Source organism: Brumimicrobium oceani, from assembly GCF_003143775.1.
Taxonomy (GTDB): Bacteria; Bacteroidota; Bacteroidia; order Flavobacteriales_D; family Crocinitomicaceae; genus Brumimicrobium; species Brumimicrobium oceani.
Genome location: NZ_QFRJ01000001.1, coordinates 285,528 through 303,798, shown reverse-complemented (window position 1 = coordinate 303,798; position 18,271 = coordinate 285,528). Strand labels below are relative to the sequence as shown.

Sequence of the window (18,271 nt, the reverse complement as noted above, 5' to 3'; positions counted from 1 at the left end):
GAAGAATTATGAAAACTCTGCTTCAAATTCATCAATGGCGTATTGTAACTTTATTTGCGCCCCCTCCTGAGAACCAAAGAATGAATGCAGTATTTCTTCCTTATCATTCATTAAAACCCAATGTGGAGTTCCTTCACAATTAAAAGTATCATACAGTTCATGTCGCAGTTCTCTGTAAATCGGTATTGGGCTTTCTTGACCGGTAAAGACGGATAAAACTTCGTCTTTAGTGAAGAGCTCTTTTCTAAAATTTGAATGAATAACGATTAAGGATAAAAATGAATATTCCTGATCTAGTTTATAAGCTAAAGGAATGGCCCTACCAGTACAACCCAAACAATTGGTATTGTAAAATAAAATAAGATTTAATTTATTCTTTTGCAGCAGAGAAGGTAAAGTATGCTCCTGCTCTTTTAAGTCGGTCAAAATTGTTTTTGATAAATCCATGTTCTCTTTAATGTTCGGTAATAATTTTCAAATGAATTAGCTCAATTTATTTCACTTGTACTGTTATTTTTGAGGAAGCCTCTGCAGAAAGATTTAGGTCTTTACCATTTAATAAAATCTCTGTAGAATTATCAAATTCAAAACGGTCTTTCACCTGAACTGCCACGCCTAACTGAATACCGTGTTTATCCAAATACTTTAGAAAAGAAGCTGAGTTATCTGCAACCCCAATTACAACTGCAGGAATATCCAGCTCTAAATCTATCAACTTATATGTTTCCTCTCTTTGTGCAATTATTCCATTACGATCAGGAATTGGATCTCCATGTGGATCAAACTTGGGAAAGTTTAAAAATTTATCTAAACGATTGGTTAATTCCACAGATTGAATGTGCTCCAATTGTTCAGCTATTTCATGCACTTCCTCCCATCCAAAGTTCAATTTTTCTACTAAAAATGTTTCCCAAAGCCTGTGTTTTCTAATTGTTTTTAGCGCAACTTCCCTTCCAAGCTCTGTTAATTCACACCCTTTATATTTCTCGTAGATTATAAGCGATTTTTCAGACAACCTTCTCACCATATCAGTAACTGAACTGGCTTTTGTCTCCATTCTATTCGCAAGGTCATTTGTTCCTACAGGTTTTTCAACATCTTTCTGTAAATAGTAAATTGCTTTGATGTAGTTTTCCTCGCTTTGCGTTAAATAATCCATTGGGCACTTTTATATGAAATACAAATATAAAGACTTATTTAGTATTAACTCGAAATCGCCTTTAATTGTCTAATAGCGCTTAAGATTTTACTCATAATTCTTGATTGTAAAATAAAAAAGACCGCTATTTCTAGCGGTCTTAAATTATTGACTGAGTGCTGCGTTGAAGGGCTTACTTCAATACAGTAACAGTTCCTTTGAATTCATATTTATTATCATTTTCAAAATCATATGCCCTAATAGTCCAAATGTAGGCGCCGTCTTTAACGATTCTTCCATCACCATACGTTCCACTCCACTCTCCTTCAGGGTCTAAAGATTCGAATACTTTTTCACCCCATCTATTAAAGATTTCAAGCTGGAAATTTTGAACGTCGATTCCTTGAATATCAACCTTCCATGTATCATTTACGCCATCACCATCTGGTGTGAATGTATTTGGTGAAAATACTAATACTTCATTTTCAATTCTAACTAATTTCTGCAAAGTGTCCGTACATCCAAACCCATTTTCTACAACAAGAATTAATGGATAGTTCTGAACTTCATTTGAGTAAGTAAAAGTTGGATTTTGAATTGAGGAATATTCTGGTTTTGCTCCTTCTGCAAACCATTCATACGAAATAATATCGTTACTAGATTGACTGTAAGCTGTTACTTTAGGCTCAAAAATAGAAGCTGGATTTGGATTAACATAAAAACCAGCCTCTGGATAAGGATACCCTTCAATTAAATTAGGAAATGAGTTTTTGTATCGGCAACCTCTGGCTGTAACAACTTCCATATCCACCCCAAACATACCTTCTCCAAATTCGTGTACTGCAGGGTTATCACCTGGAACCGTATCTTTTGCCCCATCACTGTAGGTCCAAATCGTGTAGTTCACAGTTTCTGAAGTATTTGTTGTATTATCAAACTGAACTTCAACAGGGTAACATGCTCCTGTTATGTCTGGTGATAGGTTTGGATTGACCTCTGCGGGATATTCTACAATCACACATGCGTTATCAACAGGCGAACCGCATTGTTCGCTTAATGTCAAACAGTATTCTGTAAATGGTCCTGTAGGTGTTACATAAATTTCATTACCGCTTGCAACATTTTGATTGTTACTCGACCAACTATAAATGTAAGGACTACTTCCTCCTGTTCCTTGAGCAAAAAGTCGAACTGAATCCCCAATACAGATTATTGTATCTTGAGACATCTGAGCAATTTCCAAGGCTTCAGGTTGGTCTATAAAAATATCTTCTGTAATCACACAACCTTGATTATCTGTAACCGTTACGGTAGTTGTACCTAAAGCTAAATCATCTGCTAATTCAGAGGTAGAATTAGAACCTGTCCAATCAAAAGTGTAAGGTACAGAACCGTCTGTCACTGCAATTTCCGCAATTCCATCTGAACCGCTATTACAAGTTACATCCACTTGATTCGTTATTTGTAATTGCATACCAGGAATTTCATCAACTGTTACTTGAGCGGTATTTACACACCCTGTACTCGAAGTAACAACGCATTCATAAGTACCTGCTGATAATCCTACAGCGGTTTGTGTAGTTTGGTTATTTGGATCATTCCATTGGTAAGAAAGCGTACCAGGAGCTGTAGAGCTTGCACTTGCTGTTCCATCACTTCCTCCTGGACAAGACACTGTTGTTGAGGTTGCTGATGCAGTAGTTACTTGGTCATTTACCGTTACTGTTAGTGTTGTAGGTATATAAGATGCACCTGAAACTGGATCTGGCGAAGAAGTTATTGTAACGGTGTATGTTCCTGGAGGTACATTTGAAACTGAGGCAGTAGTTGGATTACCTGGTGTGTTCCACGAGTAAGTATATGGTGCAAAACCTCCTGAAGGAACAACGCTAACACTTCCTGTAGCTTGTCCACATAAAGCTGGAGTAGAAGTAACGACACCTGTAAAGTTAATATTACAATCTACAGTTGCGGTAGAAGGATTGTTAGCATTAGGAGTAAGGCTAATTGTTCCAGCAGACCCATTATAATTCGTAATCAGAATAATGTACACATCTCCTGCCTGAGCATTCGGAATATCAATATTTTCTACAGAAGCTGCAGAGTAAGAACAATCCACTGTTGGTGTACTACCTGTGATAGGACAACCCGCTGATACGCTAGTATATGGTCCATACACAGCAAAATCAACATCGATTCCGCCACCGTTAGAATTTGTTTGCGTTAGTACATAATGAATACTTCCACTTGTTGTGGTGTTAATGGCAATCCAGTTGGCATTTGGAGTACTAAACAAGCAGCCAAACGTTCCCATGCTTGGTGAACCAGTCTGGCTAGAATAGCTACCTTGGGTACTACAACTTGCATCGTCACAGTTATTACCCGGCGTGATCTGGGCATTAACAGTTACAGTGGCAAAAAAGACTAAAAAACAGATAAACCAATTTATATTTTTCATACTAATATTTTTTTATTCGACAATTGAATACACCACGGCATATTCAACTAACGTTAAGTTTGAAGATTCTATTAGGTCAACGATCATTTCTTTCGTCATATGAGCAGAGCTAAGAAGAGTAAAAGAATTTAATTCTTCATTAAAAAGGAACTCTTCTGTGTATTGATTGCTTTTCGCTAAGTTGAATAACTTCGTTCTTTTATTATCGTCTAAACTCGCTACCTTAAACTCGTGATGAGCGACAACATCAGTCAAAATATCAATTCCTGAAATTTTGTTCTGGTCCAATCTAGCCCTCACCTCTTCATTTGAATTTTCGTAAACACCTTCGTATACTTGACTGTATGCAACACTTACTGTTACAAGTGTCATAAAAACTAATGTAAAAAACTTACTCATCATAATTAAAAAATTTCTAAAGTTAAAAAAACAATCAATTTACTTCTAAGAAATAAATACATGCTTACTGCACTTAATTAACGGTGGGCTTTCCTATTGGTTGCCTATTCATTTATTATATTCAATTTTCATTGCTCAAACATACATTAATACATTCGCAACAGTTTCTGTATCAATTAAGCGCAAATTAACGAATATTTCACCGTTGGGAACTTAGATATCGCTAAAATGTAATCACCATCTAAAATCAGGTCATTTTTGTCAATGGGCTAATTAACAATAAAGTTTAAAATTTCATTCAGATAATCTGAATAACCTATGAAAGTGGGCACATCACTGTGACCTGCACCTGGCACTTCATTTTTTATCTTCCAACTTGTTTTATGATTATTATAAACCAATCTTCCGTGCGAATCTATTGATAAAAAATCGTCATTTACTCCGTGTAACCAAAACAAGGGAACAGTACACTTTTTGATTTGTTCCGCATTATCAATTTTTGCATTTACAAAAAAAGATGAAGGCATTCCTAAAATGGCAGCGTCTTGAATCATAACCTCACTGCTAGCGAAAGGAGCTTCAAGAATAATTTTACTTGGAACCATCACAAATGGTTTGTCACCGACAGATTTTGTGGCAGGCGCGCTACCCAAAGAATAACCATAAACAATCAATCTGTCATTTGATAAACCATTTTTAGAAAGCCATTTCATTGCTCCATTGGTTGCCTCATATATGTTTTGCTCAGATGGCGTCCCTTGCGACAGTCCATATCCAGGGTAATCAAACATCAAGACACCGTATCTACCTTGTTCTCCAACATGACTCAAGAGCTTTTGTCGTGGCCAATAATGGTCCATATGATCTTTATTTCCATGACAATACAAAATTACTGTATCACTTTTTATTTTATTTAAATCTCCTACAAATATTGCCGACACTTTCAATTTAGCTCCTTCATCCACGATTTCGTACTCAAATAAATGAATATCAGAATCGGGAACAAGATAATCTATAGGAACTTCCAATGCTAAATCCCCGCCATAACTATCTAATTTATATTCAGTTATAGAATTATCATTATTAAATAGAAAGCTATCGAGTCGTTTTTTGCAACCCAAAAACAAAAATGAAACTCCTACGATGCTTATTAATACTACCTTTTTCATTCGATTAAAATTTGTGGATTAGCCCTAAGTACAGCCCCGTGGCACCGTTCTTTCCTGTTAAACTAAAATAGTCGACAACAATGTCTTCATTTAATGAAAATGGTGCTATCAATTTAACTTCTGTTTTGAAGGTCCACCTTTTCCAATTTAAGTCATGCCCGATATTTAACATTGGTACAACAACAGTTTCTTGTCTTTCACCATGTGCCTTTTTACTTGCTAATTCATACCAAGTTCCAATACCAGCGTAAAAAAGATTAGCAACTTTTCGACCATTCGTTAGTAAATCTTCTTGATTTCTTTCTTTATAGTTGTATTTAAAATAATAATGGGCATCTAACTGTGGCCAAAACTTAAAATTATTTTCAAACAAATCAACAGCTGTGTTAAACCCTAGCATAGTTGAAACCCCATGTTTTTTTCTTTTACTTTTCCAAACACCATAAGTTGCTCCGGCTCCAACTTGTGCCACCCCAAAAATAGCGGCTGTAGTATACCAACTGCCATGAAGCGTTAATTTATTTGAAACACCTCGTCCATAAGTGATGGAAGAAAATGGTATGGGTGTAACCGCAAGGTCAGGAACTTTGATAATTGGTCCACCTACATCCAAAGCAATTGCATTTTGATGCTTTCTCAGGGGCTCAACAAATCTTGCAGGGCCGCAGGAGTGCATAAAAATAACTACTCCAAGAACCAGAAAAAAATTAAATATCGATTTCATTTTTCAAAAATAGAGCTTTTATTCAAGATTTGAAAAACAAAAGGCCCTAGAACTTCAGAGCTAGGAAGATTGCTTCAGATTTATTAAATAACATCAATTTTCTGTTCTATTTCTTGATTCAGCAATGTTATTCACGTATATTTTTGGTATTTTGTCGCATTAAACCAATTATTATTTTGACTTTGTTCTTTAGAGAAGAGCAGAACAAAATTTAACAAACAATTCATCTGCTGGACAAAAGAGATTGTAGAGAATTAACATGCTAAAAATTAATGAAAACCATAATACAATAACTATGTTGAAAATCGATATGCACACCCACATCATCCCAAAGAAACTTCCTGACTGGACAAAAAAGTTTGGATATGGGGATTTTATCTTTTTAGAAGAAAGAGATGATGGAAAAGCAGACATGATTCAAGGAGGTAAATATTTTAGAACGATTAAAGAAAACTGTTGGGAAGAAGATGTCCGTATTACTGAATACAAAGAGTTTAATACATCGGTTCAAGTTGTTTGTACAATTCCTGTTTTGTTTTCTTATTGGGCAAACCCAAAAGATGGATTGGAAGTTAGTCAGTATTTAAATGACCACATTATTGATTTAGTAGATCGCTATCCTAAACATTATATAGGATTAGGAACAATACCGATGCAGGACACTGAATTAGCCATTCAAGAATTAGAACGAATTGCCAAATTAGGAATGAAAGGGATTCAAATTGGATCTAATATTAATGGATTAAACTTAAGCGAAGAAAGATTTTTTCCGATTTTTGAAGCATGTGACCGCCTAGGAATGGCAGTTATGATTCATCCTTGGGACATGATGGGGTTTGATGATATGCGTAAATACTGGCTGCCTTGGTTGGTTGGTATGCCCGCTGAAACTTCTCGTGCAGCTTGTTCTTTGATTTTTAGTGGAACATTGGAGCGTTTACCTGGATTACGGGTTTGTTTCTCCCATGCAGGTGGTTCCTTTCTATCAACAATTGGAAGAGTAGAACACGGATTTAATTGTAGACCTGATCTAGTAGCAATAGATAATCCTGTTAACCCAAGAGAATACATAGGGAAATTCTGGATAGACTGTATTACACACGATATTGACATGTTGAAGTATCTTTTAAAAATGCAAGGCAGCAAAAAGATCTGTTTAGGTTCCGATTATCCATTCCCTTTGGGAGATCTTGAAATAGGCAAGTTTATCGAAGATAGTGATCTGTCTCAGCAAGTAAAAGAAGACATTTTCGCTAATTCTACAATTGATTGGCTTAAGTTAGATAAGAATAACTATATTTAATAGTAAATAAATAGAACAAAAAAATGAGAAAAATTACAACAATATTATTGTCCTTAACCCTATTATCTCTTTGGTCATGTGGCAATTCAAAAGAAAGAGAAACTAAAAGTAATGAAGATTTGAAAACAGAAGTTTCACATCAGGATATTAGCGGAGTTGATTTCTATGCCGAATCTAAAGATAATACTTGGAAACTATCCATAACTTTTGACGGTAAATTAGTTTTCACAGATACAAAGAATGACATTCAATTTATGGCTGAAAACAATGAAAAAGTAGTAGCTCAAGGTGCAGACATCGTAAATATCACCGCCGAAAGCAAAACGCATGTTATTCGTGTTAATATTGATATTGCTGAGTGTATGCGCAATGGTAGGAAAGTAAACATAATGATTAGAAAAACCAATGAGAAAAATGGTTTAGATTATGAAGGATGTGGATATTACAGAGGTACACCACAACTCCATGACATTTGGGCTATTCATGAAATAAATGGTCGTGCGATAGATGCTAAACAGTTCCCAAAAGAATTACCACATTTTGAGTTCAATTTAGTAACAAAACAAATGAGTGGTTTTGCTGGATGTAATCAAGTGAATGGTAATTTGAATTTTGAATACAACAAAATGATTATTGAGCCCTTATCGTCAACTAAGATGTATTGCGGAGAAACTTCTACAATCGAAAACGAAATTTTAAATATTTTAAGAAGTAAACCAATTTACTCTTACAACAAACTAATTTTAACGCTCGAATCCACAGAAGGAAGTATTACACTAAAAAAAGTTGATTAATGAAAACTGAAGAACACGATAAATTGATTGGAGAAGGTACGGATAAGTCTGACTCTTCCGCTATGAATAGCAAAGTAGAGAAGAAAAAGCCGTTTTGGAAAAGACACTTTTTAAGTCTATTCCTCTTATTACTTCTTGCTGTAAGTCTCATTTGGGGTTATGCCACCAACAGAACAACAATTTCTACTTATGAGAAGCAAATAACTGAGATTGAAACAGCGCACGAAGATGAGTTAAAGGTACTTGAAGGAGAACATTTAAAACAGTTAGTGAGTACTTTAGCTTTGGCAGTGCGTAGCGAAATGATTGCTGAAAATATGAATCAAGTAAACCAGTACTTTGTTCAATCGCTCAATAATGCCAAAGTTGAGCGCTTAATTTTGGTCAACCATATAACGGGAAAAACTATTTTAAGTACGAATAAAAAGGATGAAGGAAAAATTTTAGACAAACAGGAATTGGTAAACACTAAGGAACCGCTAACCAAAGTTTATGACAATTCGACTTATGCTGCAACACCAATAATGGGATTAAACACCCAATTAGGCGTTTTAATTATGCAGGTAGACTAACAAATCGTAAAACAATGACTATAAGCATTCTCGACATGAGAATGCTTTTTTTGTTAAAAATAGTCTTATTTTAAAAAGCAATAAATCAAATTATTTATTAAAATTGGAACTATTATTGCTTTACACTAGTCAAAATAAAAAACAATGGAATTACAAGTAAGGAAAATACCGAAATGGAAAATCAAACAAGAACTGAACAAAACGCAATCATTTGATTCTTCTTTGGCCGAGTTAGGAACGAAGTCTGAATTATTAGCAGCTCAAACAGTTTCCGAAGAACTAAAGAACCCAAGTTCAAAAAAAGATGAAGTTAAAGGTTCTTGCACAACGGAATAAATTTTAATGTCCTTGGAGTGGTTCGTCTAATAAATAATGATCGATGAACTCCCGCACACAACCACGCCCTCCTTTACTGTTTAAAACTAAATCAACGTTTGCCTTCACCACAGGGACAGCATCTGAAGGAGCTGCAGAAAAACCAACACTTTTCATTACTTGAAGATCGTTGATATCGTCCCCGATAATTCCAACTTCTGATAAGTTGATGTTTAGTTTTTCACACCAACCTTTAAGAATGTCAATCTTCGGATCTCTTCCAACATACAAATGTTCGATTCTCAATAGCTCTGCTCTTGCTTTCACCATTTCTAGTTTAAATCCTGAAGAAATGATTCCTACATCAACACCCGATTTTTTTAAAGCCATAATGGCCATTCCGTCTTTGGCGTTATACTTTTTAATTTGATCTCCATTCTCCGTAAAGAACATTCCAGCATCTGTCATTACCCCATCAACATCTAAAATCAATAGTTTAATGCGCTTTGCCTTTTGAGGGTCAACGTTCATTTTGTATGAAAGCAGATTTACGAAATCTATATCATTTCTATAACAAAAGAGCTCGAGCGTGCCCAAAGTCAAATGTTCAACTTTAGACACCTCGTTTTCTTCCAAGTATTGATTCAAGCTGCTATTGCCTTTCCTTAAAATTGCTTCTAAATTTTCCGCTAATAGTTCCATTATACGATTTTATAACCAACACTACTTGCCACAGGTTCTATTGCAGATTTCATGGCTTTAAATTGTTCGTGAGTTAATTGTTGTGCTGCATCAGACTTAGCTACTGAAGGATTTGGGTGAGCTTCGATAATTAAACCATCGATCCCCATAGCAACACAGGCTTTTGCTAATTTTTCAACACCATATCTATAGCCTAAGGCATGACTTGGATCTAAAACAATTGGCAAATTAGTATACTCTTGTAAATATGCGACACCACATAAATCCAGCGTGAATCTTGTTTTTGTTTCGAAAGTTCTAATTCCACGTTCACACAAAATAACCTGATCGTTTCCACCAGATAAAATAAATTCAGCTGCTTGAACAAATTCTTGGAGCGTTGTTCCAAATCCACGTTTCAATAAAACAGGTTTGTTTATTTTAGCACACGCTCGCAAAATCCCTTGATCATACATTGCTTTTGCCCCAATCTGAACAATATCACTGTGTTCAATCACTTCATCCACGTGGGTAGCATCTCTTACTTCTGTAATAACACTTAAGCCATGTTCTTCACGCATTTGCGCAAGCAACTTCAAGCCCTCCAATCCTAAACCTTGAAAACTATATGGAGATGTTCTTGGCTTGTAGCACCCTCCGCGCAAAGTTGTTAAGCCTAAAGATTTGATCAATTGTGCACTCTCTTGAATTTGCTCCAAAGATTCTACGGAACAAGGTCCACCAATTAGAATTGTATTCTTCGTGTCCCCTCCTATTGTTATATCTCCAATTTTAATTTCACGTGTTTCTTTTTGAAACTCACGAGAAGCCAATTGCATATCATTTGCAAAAACCCAGTGGTCATCCACTTTAGCCGCTAAGGCTGAAGGCACTTCTTTCAATGAAGAAGAAGTTATTAAGTGTTCACTCCCTTTATATGTGATATGGAACGCCTTGTTTTCCTCTGCTAATTGTGCAGCCTCAGCTCCTTTTACTGATGTATTTAATTTTAAAATCATATTTCTCCTTTAATTAAGTTGATAAAGGTAACTATACCTTTTGCTTTATTTTCTTTGTTAATTACGGGCATGTACATCACTGGGTAACTCTGCTTTCTTACCACAAGCAACATTTCATCCACATTGGCTTCTGCATCAATTGTAATTGGGTTACTGTTGATCATTTCTCGAACATGCAAACCTGTTATGTTATCGAAATTTTTAATCAGTGCTTTTCTCACATCGGCGTTAGAGATAATCCCTTCAAATTCTCCTTGTTTTTCTACCAAAGTAAAACCTTGTTTTCCATCGTCAATGGACTCCAACACTTGTTTAAAAGTCATTGTATCATAATCCACAGTCGGACACTCTTCAATTGGAATCATGAAATCTTTGATCATGAATCTAGATTCAATTGCCCGTTTTGTGAGATCCATCAATGCATGGCCTACACTAGCGCCTTTAAACAAGAAGCTTCCAGAAACAGAGGAATGTACTCCCATATTTCTGAGAATAAATGACACTTCTCCATTTACTCCTCCATCTACATGAACATTCTTGTTTGGATATTTCTTTTTGAATTCTCTTATTTTTCGAAAGTTTTCCGGATCAAAAACCCCTCCACTTTGACCGGGAATGGTTGCCATGAACAATACAAAATCAAAGGAACTGTATGCATCAAATGCTGACACGGGAGTTGGAGTAATTAGTGCCAATCCTTTTTCACCTTTTATGTCTGATGGAATTTCAAGTTGCTCTGTCAACTGCTCAAATTGAAATGTAACATACTCCACCGGATGCTCTCTTAGCAGGTCAAAATATTTTTCTGGTGTTTCTGTTATAATGTGCAAGTCAATTGGCATATTACACCATGTTCTAATTTTCTCAATATCTTCAAATACACGAACATCATCGTTGCAATCTACATGCAACAAATCCACTTGATGTGCTTCCAAATCGAGGATGGTTTCTTTAAGAGATCTATTTTTATCAGAGTATATTGATCCTGAAATTTTCATATAATTATCTTTTTATTATTGGTCGAAAGGTATTGTCGGTAATCATTATTTCCACATCTTGGTGAAAAATTTCCGTTTTCAAGGTCCTTTCTAACTCCTGTAACATTGCTTCTTCATTAATGGTGATTGGGTCGTTATGATAAAGTTCGCGTTCAATTAATTTAACAACAACCCGTTTATTCTCTTTTTCTAATTGAATAACTTGCTGTCTTTCACCAACAAAGCCGTTGTTTTTCCAATACTTAGCAAAGTTAATGGCTTTTTCTTTATTGATTCCTTCCAGAAAATAAACACTTAAATTTCCATTATCAATGCGGTCACCCATGGAGATTCCGCAAGAATGAAAAAGCACGGCAAGCAACAATATAACAACCCAATTTCTCATGATGTTCAAAAATATAAAGATAATCCTAATAGCGGTTGGTTAAAAGAGGAAAAGATGGAAGGAATAAGAAATATTAAGTAGATTTAGCAGAGCTCAAATGTCAATTAAACTTAAGTTCTATAGTTCCCAATAATGTCCCAAATAAATACATCTAAATTAAAAAATCGTATGTTTCGAGCTGGCCTTATTATATTTCCGAGAAAAGCATTCATAAGTATACGAAAATCTATTAGATTTACAGAAAACAAGGAAAGTAAAAATGAAGCTTACAAATATGGTTTACCAAGGGGCTAATGGTCGCAATTCCCAAATTGATTTTGAAGCACCAGACAGTTTTGAATATACTGATATTGTGGTTTTTATTCACGGTTACAAAGGATATAAGGATTGGGGAGCGTGGAATTTGGTTCAGCAGTATTTCGTTTCTAACGGAATGGGATTTTGTAAATTCAACATGAGTCACAACGGAGGTACTGTTGATGAAGGAATTGACTTTCCTGATTTAGAAGCCTTTTCTTTAAATAGATATACCTACGAAGTTGAAGACCTGAAACATGCTTTAGACTGGTTAGAACAAAAAGTTGATCTAAAAAATAAGCGCATTCACCTTATTGGACACAGTCGAGGTGGTGGAATTGCGATTTTATCCGCGAAAGACCCAAGAGTATCATCTGTTACTACTTGGGCCAGTATTTCAGACATTGGAACTAGGTTTCCTAAAGGAGAAACTTTAGATAATTGGAGAGAAAAAGGTTTCTATACTGTTCGTAATTCGCGCACTGAACAAGACATGCCACATCAATTTGTTTTGTATGAAGATTGGTTAGAAAACAAAGATGAATTAGATATTGAAAAATGTGCAAGAAATATTAAGGTTCCCACATTTCATATTCATGGTGATGCTGACGACTCGGTTTCTATTACTGAATCTGAAGCTTTAGGACTTTGGACTGAAGGTAAATTAATTATAATTAATAAAGCAAATCATACTTTCAATACCTATCAGCCATACACCGAAGAAGAAATGCCAAATAAGTTACACGAGGCTTGCGTGTTAACCTTTCAATTTATTGAAAATCAAGAAAAAGGTGAATAATATGAATTTACTCGAAAACTTAAGAAAAAAGGTGAGTAAGTTATCTTTAGGAGTGAAATTTATTGTCCGTATTCTCTACCCAGTAACTTTGTACCTCATTTTCTTCTTCCTATTGCACATCAACTTAAGAATTGAACTTCAAAACGTTCAATTTGTATTTATCATTCTTTGGTTACTCATTGAATGGCAAATATTTTTTAAAAAGCCTCAGGAACACTAAGGAATATTATTTTTTGGTTTTTAATTGGATAGGAGCCTTAAAAACCACAGCTTATGTCGTTTTCAAAAATCCAGTTTAAAATTACCCTACTCCACCGCTTTACGGTATCAGTTGCAGCGGAGTCTAATTGAGCGTTCCTAAGAGATTACAGAGATAAGTTATAGTCATGGTGAAATTATCTTGCAGAGTCAGATAAAAAAACAGCGCGCGATGATCCACTTCTAATGTTTCAGTGCTTTTTCCTTCATAGGACCTAAGTTCGACTAAATTATCCAGTCGCTCATAGCCCTAAAATAGGTTTGTGAGACAACAATAAATGAGGGTAAAATAAAAAGAATGAAAATTGAAGCTCTAAGTATAGAACATCTTGTTACCTTTTTACAATGGTTTGCACAGCACCATCCACATGTAATAAATAAACACCAGCACTTAAAGAAACTGCATTTATTACTGCAGAATTATCCGTAATACTAATTTCAAGCTTCATGTTTTTTCCCTCAATAGAGAATAATTCAATTTGAGAGTTCGGCCTTATTCCGTCAATAAATATTTTATTTTGAAAAGGATTGGGAAACACCTTTATTTCTGGATCAACAGAAACATCTTTGTTATCATTGAGAGGACTGCCATCGGTAATATAAAAATTATCAAAAGCGGCATTTGTAATATTATCCGTTAAGTCATAATTTGACGTTTGAATAAAGATTTGCATGGTTGAGGTGGGTGCAAGGTAATCCGAAATTAAGAATAATTTAGGAATCCAAACATCAAGAATTGCTTCATCGTAACCCTGCTTATCTATTTCTATAATCTCTGTTCCATTTGAAATGGCAATTCTCAATGTATCATTAAATGGTTCATAGCCATATTTATGATAAAACCAACGTTCATAATTTAGAAAAGGAGCTGTATAATTAGTTAAATCAAAAACAGGGGAAATCAATATGACTTCGCCGTTCTTAACGTATTCTTCCTTTTGGTTTCCGGTAACAAAACAAAATCCTCCACAATCATTTGGACTATCATTATCTGGACTTGTTCTGTTATTTGGCGCATAATTTATAAAAGGAATACCCCTTTCCCAGTCTCCTTCTTGCGCTGAGGAGGTTTCTGACCACCCAAAATCAAAGGTGAAATCGTCCATAAATCCAGTTTCTAAAACAAGCGTTAACTGGTTTTCAATAGGGGAAAACTGAACATTTGTGCACTCAGTGATCTTTCCCCATTGCCCCGCTGCCACAAAGAAGGTATCTGCGTAACTCACATTTTGACTTACTTCTCCTAGTCCGTTACTTTGTAAGTCAAAAGAGACACCTTCATGAACTATTTTTACATCAGCGCCTAACATAGGGTTATTAGAATCGTCTACCACCTTAATCGTTACACTGTATTGCGGCAATGGTTCTAATTGAACATCTTGCACAATTACGGAATTGGCCAAAAGTGAAATGGGAATTTCCTGGGGAAGGAAACCGTACTTCTCATATCTTATCGTATAATTTCCAGCTACTCCTATTCCCGTTTTATAGTTGCCGTTTACCAAAGATCTTTCTACTTGATTATCTCCTAAAATTTTTACCTCAACGCCTTGAATTGGATTTCCATTATTCTGATTCGTAATGGTACCCTCAATTCTTGAAGCATAGTCATACTGAGGTCCTAAAATAAAAAGTCCATTTTCAATATCAGTGGCAATGATGGTTCCTGAAGCAAAATAAGGAAATGCTCCCCAGTTCCCAATAGTGAAATTAGCGGTTCCTGGATATGTGTCATATCTGGCCACTTCAACGAGATTACTAGGCTCTGAAATATCATGAACCACAACACCATCAGCATAGTAGGAAGTGATTAGAAAGTCGCCATTTACATGCGCATTGTGTGGCACTACACCGCTCCCAGGACTTGATTGTACTCTATCGACTTCGAAAATATTGCTTGGATCAGAAACATCATAGGCCGCAATGAAAGATCTTGAGAGCTCATCGGTAGTAAAAACGTAATTTTGATCATCGCTTGGCCAAATATTGTGCGCAAAACTTGAAGGGGTTACTTGACTACCAAGAATCACCGGATTCTGTTTATCTGAAACATCCACAATTGTAAAAAAACCGTCATTGATGTGGGCTGCATATAAAACATCATTAACCACAACACCGTCATGAATGTACCAATTATCATAAGTTCCAAGCTCCATGGGTTGCATTGGATTAGTAAATACATCCAACATTATAGCACCTCCATTTCCGCGATTACTCCCGAAAATATAAGCCACTCCATTTTCATCGATATACAAATTATGAGCTGAAGACCAGTAATTTGAAATATTAAAATAATTGTTAGTATTTGTTATGGGGCTATTGGGTAAGGGGGATAAATCAATAATGAGTAAGCCATCGTCTGCTTCCGTAGTTACGTAGGCATAATCACCAAATGTTTTAATATCGCGCCAAACGCTAGTCATACCAGTATGCCAATACACCTCAACAGGATTTTGTGGGTCTGAAATATCAACCACACTCACTCCTTTTTCGGCTCCCACTAAGGCGTATTCATTTCCAAATTCATCGGTATATCCCCAAACGTCGTTTAAGTCGGAATTATGAAGTTGTTGATAATCAAGGTGAGATAAGGAATCCAAATTATAGTTTTGGGACCAACTTATAAGCGATAGGAAGGGAAAGAATAGAAATAAGTACTTCATTGAATTATATTAGGGTACTAAAGAAAGAACAAAAGGGCCAAAATGAAGAGTATGACAATGACCAAGTATTGCCAAACATCAATAAAATAAGGCGAATATTTTTTGATAAAACGCTTCATCATGTGAATTTACTTCAAATTTTTAAATTCACTAAATCCGCGAAAGACTATTTTTGGAAATTTATCTTTAGTTGTCTGAAATAGCTCTTTCCCTGAATTCTTTTTTGGTGTTGGGTGAACAATCGTTATGTCGCATTTAGGCAATGCATTTACGATCAATTCCAATTCATATAATTTTCTATTAAGGCTTGTTTCACTTAAATCAAAATCTATACCTTTCATCACTTCCTCTCCATTGGGTTTCGCCAAATCAAGAGAGATGCTTAAAGGCGAAGAAGCTATAATTTTGGAAAGTGGAAGGTCACGCTCCCAATTTTTAAATTTTGCCGAATGATAAAAAGCCTTCCATTTTAAATGAAAAACAGGTCTTTTCTTTGCTACGGGCTTTAAATTTTCACCGAAAAAAGCTTTTGTTAACTCAGCAAAAAAACTAGCGTCTAACCACTCATTAATTGTTGTTGGTTGACTATAAGCAATGGCATTTTTAGACCTTTGAGCCAAGGTTTCCATTTGTTCAACTGAGAATACAGGATCAAACAATAGAATACCAGCTGCTTCATTTCTATGATTTCCAACTTTTTCTTGAAGAAATTTAATATGTCTGCGCACTGAAAGAAAAGTATTGGGATGCAGTATCTTCTTCAGTAAATCCAAACGGGCATTCGAGACATACATAAAGGGTCCTTCTCCCCCACCTGCGAGTAATCCTATGCTCAACATTTCATCTGTGAGCGGGTTTGTTTTGTAATATATAACAGAATAAAATGACTCCATGTTTACAATTTCAGAAGATAGTTTTCGGCCTCTGCACGCGCATAGGTCTTAAATTCAGGTTCAAAACACTGTTTGAGCTCATTCCAATATTTATTTCTGATCGAAGGATATAAGCTCACTTGGTATTTTAAATCTTTGTATAAATTATCGTGATGTAAAACTAAAAATTCATCTATTATTTGAGGCAAATCTTTCAACAAATAAGTAAATAGCTTTTTGAATTCCACTTTATTAGTGCCTAAATCATTGAAATTAATAGGACGAAAATTAACGCCCTCATTTTTGGATATAATAGGATAAGCATCCACAACAAATCTGTCTTTTTTTCCAGGTAATAATAGTTTTCTTGTTTTGGAAAACAGGGGAAAGAAGAGATCAATTAAATACATTTTAAATAAAACATTGGGATTCAAAAGATGATTAAACTTACGTTTCGAACTCCAAATACAATCCAGCCAATCATCTACATTCAACACCCCTTCAGGCTCTTCAGCCAATAAATAATTTACCTCCTTTAGCTTAAACATTCCCGCTTCCAACATTTCAACTTTAAAGTGTTTATGAATAGTGGTGTATAAAGTTTGAGCAAGAACAAAGTCCTGATACAAGGGTTGGATAAAAGAGAACTTTTCCATTTCTGGAGTTAACAAAACAGACGGGGCTGATTTTATACTGTTGGAGATGGTAAGAGGTTTCAGCTCCCTCATTATTTAGCCGTTTTGGTTAACATAGGAACGAAACTAAAATCTCCAAATCGTTCAGTTTCGAATTCACCATTTTCTAACTTCGTTAGCCTTGTCATGATTTGCATTTTCCCCTCACCTATTGGAATAACTAACCGTCCTCCCACTTTTAACTGGTCCTTTAATTCTTGCGGAATAAAGGGCGCTCCACAAGTTACTAAAATTGAATCGTAAGGAGCATAGGAAGCTTTTCCTTTATAACCGTCACCATAAAATAAATTGGGTGAATATCCCAAATGAGCAATAATTGGTTTGGCTTTAATATAGAGTTCCTTTTGGCGTTCAATGGACACTACTCTGACGCCTAAAGCACAAAGAATTGCAGTTTGAAATCCACTTCCGGTTCCAATTTCCAAAACACGATGACCACGCTCAAGCTGTAGTAAAGTAGTTTGAAAAGCCACAGTATAAGGATGACTAATGGTTTGTTTGGCTCCAATCTGAAAAGCTATGTTAGAATAAGCTTGATTCGTAAACATTGAATCTAAAAAAAAGTGTCTGGGCACTCTATCAAAAGCGTCCAAAATAGCTTGATTATTAATTCCTTTTTCTTTCAACTCTTCAATTAGTTGCCGTCTTAATGCTTTATGTCTATAACTGTCAATCATCGGAACAAAAATAGGGAAACATTTAACATTTGTTTGAACTGTTCAGATTTCTTTT

Annotated in this window: 20 protein-coding genes; 6 read left to right on the top strand and 14 right to left on the bottom strand. The window is 35.4% G+C overall.

The window, feature by feature from the left end:
* Positions 1-6: 6 nt before the first annotated feature.
* The 6 genes from DIT68_RS01330 to DIT68_RS01305 all read right to left on the bottom strand — a co-directional run bounded on the left by DIT68_RS01330 (position 7) and on the right by DIT68_RS01305 (position 5,888).
* Positions 7-447, bottom strand: coding sequence for a hypothetical protein (locus DIT68_RS01330; RefSeq protein WP_233244129.1), 441 nt, complete (start codon positions 445-447; stop codon positions 7-9).
* A 46-nt stretch (positions 448-493) separates the two neighbouring features.
* Positions 494-1,159, bottom strand: coding sequence for a metal-dependent transcriptional regulator (locus tag DIT68_RS01325; protein ID WP_109358008.1), 666 nt, complete (start codon positions 1,157-1,159; stop codon positions 494-496).
* A gap of 172 nt (positions 1,160-1,331) precedes the next feature.
* On the bottom strand, positions 1,332-3,596 hold the full coding sequence (locus DIT68_RS01320) for a T9SS type B sorting domain-containing protein (protein WP_109358007.1): 2,265 nt from the start codon (positions 3,594-3,596) through the stop codon (positions 1,332-1,334).
* Positions 3,597-3,608: 12 nt separating this feature from the next.
* Positions 3,609-3,968: a hypothetical protein gene (locus DIT68_RS01315; RefSeq protein WP_109358006.1), complete on the bottom strand. Its 360-nt coding sequence runs from the start codon at positions 3,966-3,968 to the stop codon at positions 3,609-3,611.
* A gap of 296 nt (positions 3,969-4,264) precedes the next feature.
* Positions 4,265-5,164: an alpha/beta hydrolase gene (locus tag DIT68_RS01310; RefSeq protein WP_109358005.1), complete on the bottom strand. Its 900-nt coding sequence runs from the start codon at positions 5,162-5,164 to the stop codon at positions 4,265-4,267.
* A 4-nt stretch (positions 5,165-5,168) separates the two neighbouring features.
* Positions 5,169-5,888, bottom strand: coding sequence for a hypothetical protein (locus tag DIT68_RS01305; protein ID WP_109358004.1), 720 nt, complete (start codon positions 5,886-5,888; stop codon positions 5,169-5,171).
* Positions 5,889-6,183: 295 nt separating this feature from the next.
* On the opposite strand from DIT68_RS01305, the gene DIT68_RS01300 reads away from it, so the two are divergent.
* The 4 genes from DIT68_RS01300 to DIT68_RS01285 all read left to right on the top strand — a co-directional run bounded on the left by DIT68_RS01300 (position 6,184) and on the right by DIT68_RS01285 (position 8,893).
* Complete coding sequence (locus DIT68_RS01300; RefSeq protein WP_199223362.1) at positions 6,184-7,191, top strand: amidohydrolase family protein; 1,008 nt, start codon at positions 6,184-6,186, stop codon at positions 7,189-7,191.
* 23 nt (positions 7,192-7,214) lie between these two features.
* Positions 7,215-7,985, top strand: coding sequence for an META domain-containing protein (locus DIT68_RS01295; protein WP_109358003.1), 771 nt, complete (start codon positions 7,215-7,217; stop codon positions 7,983-7,985).
* Complete coding sequence (locus DIT68_RS01290) at positions 7,985-8,557, top strand: hypothetical protein (protein WP_109358002.1); 573 nt, start codon at positions 7,985-7,987, stop codon at positions 8,555-8,557. The genes DIT68_RS01295 and DIT68_RS01290 overlap by 1 nt, the downstream gene beginning before the upstream one ends.
* A 144-nt stretch (positions 8,558-8,701) precedes the next feature.
* Positions 8,702-8,893: a hypothetical protein gene (locus DIT68_RS01285; protein ID WP_109358001.1), complete on the top strand. Its 192-nt coding sequence runs from the start codon at positions 8,702-8,704 to the stop codon at positions 8,891-8,893.
* A 3-nt stretch (positions 8,894-8,896) separates the two neighbouring features.
* On the opposite strand, the gene DIT68_RS01280 is transcribed toward DIT68_RS01285, so the two are convergent.
* From DIT68_RS01280 to DIT68_RS01265, 4 genes are read right to left on the bottom strand one after another with little or no spacing between them, the layout of a single operon-like run.
* A complete protein-coding gene (locus tag DIT68_RS01280) occupies positions 8,897-9,574 on the bottom strand; it encodes a KdsC family phosphatase (RefSeq protein ID WP_109358000.1) in 678 nt (225 codons plus the stop codon).
* Entirely contained in the window at positions 9,574-10,572 is a 999-nt protein-coding gene (gene aroF / locus DIT68_RS01275; protein WP_109357999.1) for a 3-deoxy-7-phosphoheptulonate synthase, read from the bottom strand. The genes DIT68_RS01280 and aroF overlap by 1 nt, the downstream gene beginning before the upstream one ends.
* Complete coding sequence (locus tag DIT68_RS01270) at positions 10,569-11,570, bottom strand: CBS domain-containing protein (protein ID WP_109357998.1); 1,002 nt, start codon at positions 11,568-11,570, stop codon at positions 10,569-10,571. The genes aroF and DIT68_RS01270 overlap by 4 nt, the downstream gene beginning before the upstream one ends.
* Positions 11,571-11,574: 4 nt before the next feature.
* Positions 11,575-11,955, bottom strand: a complete 381-nt coding sequence (locus DIT68_RS01265; RefSeq protein WP_146194087.1) for a hypothetical protein — start codon at positions 11,953-11,955, stop codon at positions 11,575-11,577.
* Positions 11,956-12,214: 259 nt separating this feature from the next.
* Here DIT68_RS01265 and DIT68_RS01260 point away from each other — a divergent pair, with 259 nt between their 5' ends.
* Both DIT68_RS01260 and DIT68_RS01255 read left to right on the top strand, forming a co-directional pair.
* Positions 12,215-13,051 carry an alpha/beta hydrolase family protein gene (locus DIT68_RS01260; RefSeq protein WP_109357996.1) on the top strand — a complete coding sequence of 279 codons (837 nt, stop codon included), beginning with the start codon at positions 12,215-12,217 and terminating at the stop codon, positions 13,049-13,051.
* 1 nt (position 13,052) lies between these two features.
* Positions 13,053-13,271: a hypothetical protein gene (locus DIT68_RS01255; RefSeq protein ID WP_109357995.1), complete on the top strand. Its 219-nt coding sequence runs from the start codon at positions 13,053-13,055 to the stop codon at positions 13,269-13,271.
* A 370-nt stretch (positions 13,272-13,641) separates the two neighbouring features.
* Here the strand turns inward: DIT68_RS01255 and DIT68_RS01250 are convergent, their stop codons facing one another.
* From DIT68_RS01250 to DIT68_RS01235, 4 genes are all read right to left on the bottom strand, one after another.
* Positions 13,642-15,972, bottom strand: a complete 2,331-nt coding sequence (locus DIT68_RS01250) for a choice-of-anchor B family protein (RefSeq protein ID WP_109357994.1) — start codon at positions 15,970-15,972, stop codon at positions 13,642-13,644.
* Positions 15,973-16,100: 128 nt separating this feature from the next.
* On the bottom strand, positions 16,101-16,865 hold the full coding sequence (locus DIT68_RS01245; protein WP_109357993.1) for a hypothetical protein: 765 nt from the start codon (positions 16,863-16,865) through the stop codon (positions 16,101-16,103).
* A 2-nt stretch (positions 16,866-16,867) separates the two neighbouring features.
* Positions 16,868-17,572 (bottom strand): hypothetical protein, encoded by a 705-nt coding sequence (locus DIT68_RS01240; RefSeq protein WP_109357992.1) that lies wholly within the window; start codon positions 17,570-17,572, stop codon positions 16,868-16,870.
* Positions 17,572-18,216, bottom strand: coding sequence for a protein-L-isoaspartate(D-aspartate) O-methyltransferase (locus DIT68_RS01235; RefSeq protein ID WP_109357991.1), 645 nt, complete (start codon positions 18,214-18,216; stop codon positions 17,572-17,574). The genes DIT68_RS01240 and DIT68_RS01235 overlap by 1 nt, the downstream gene beginning before the upstream one ends.
* Positions 18,217-18,271 lie beyond the last annotated feature (55 nt).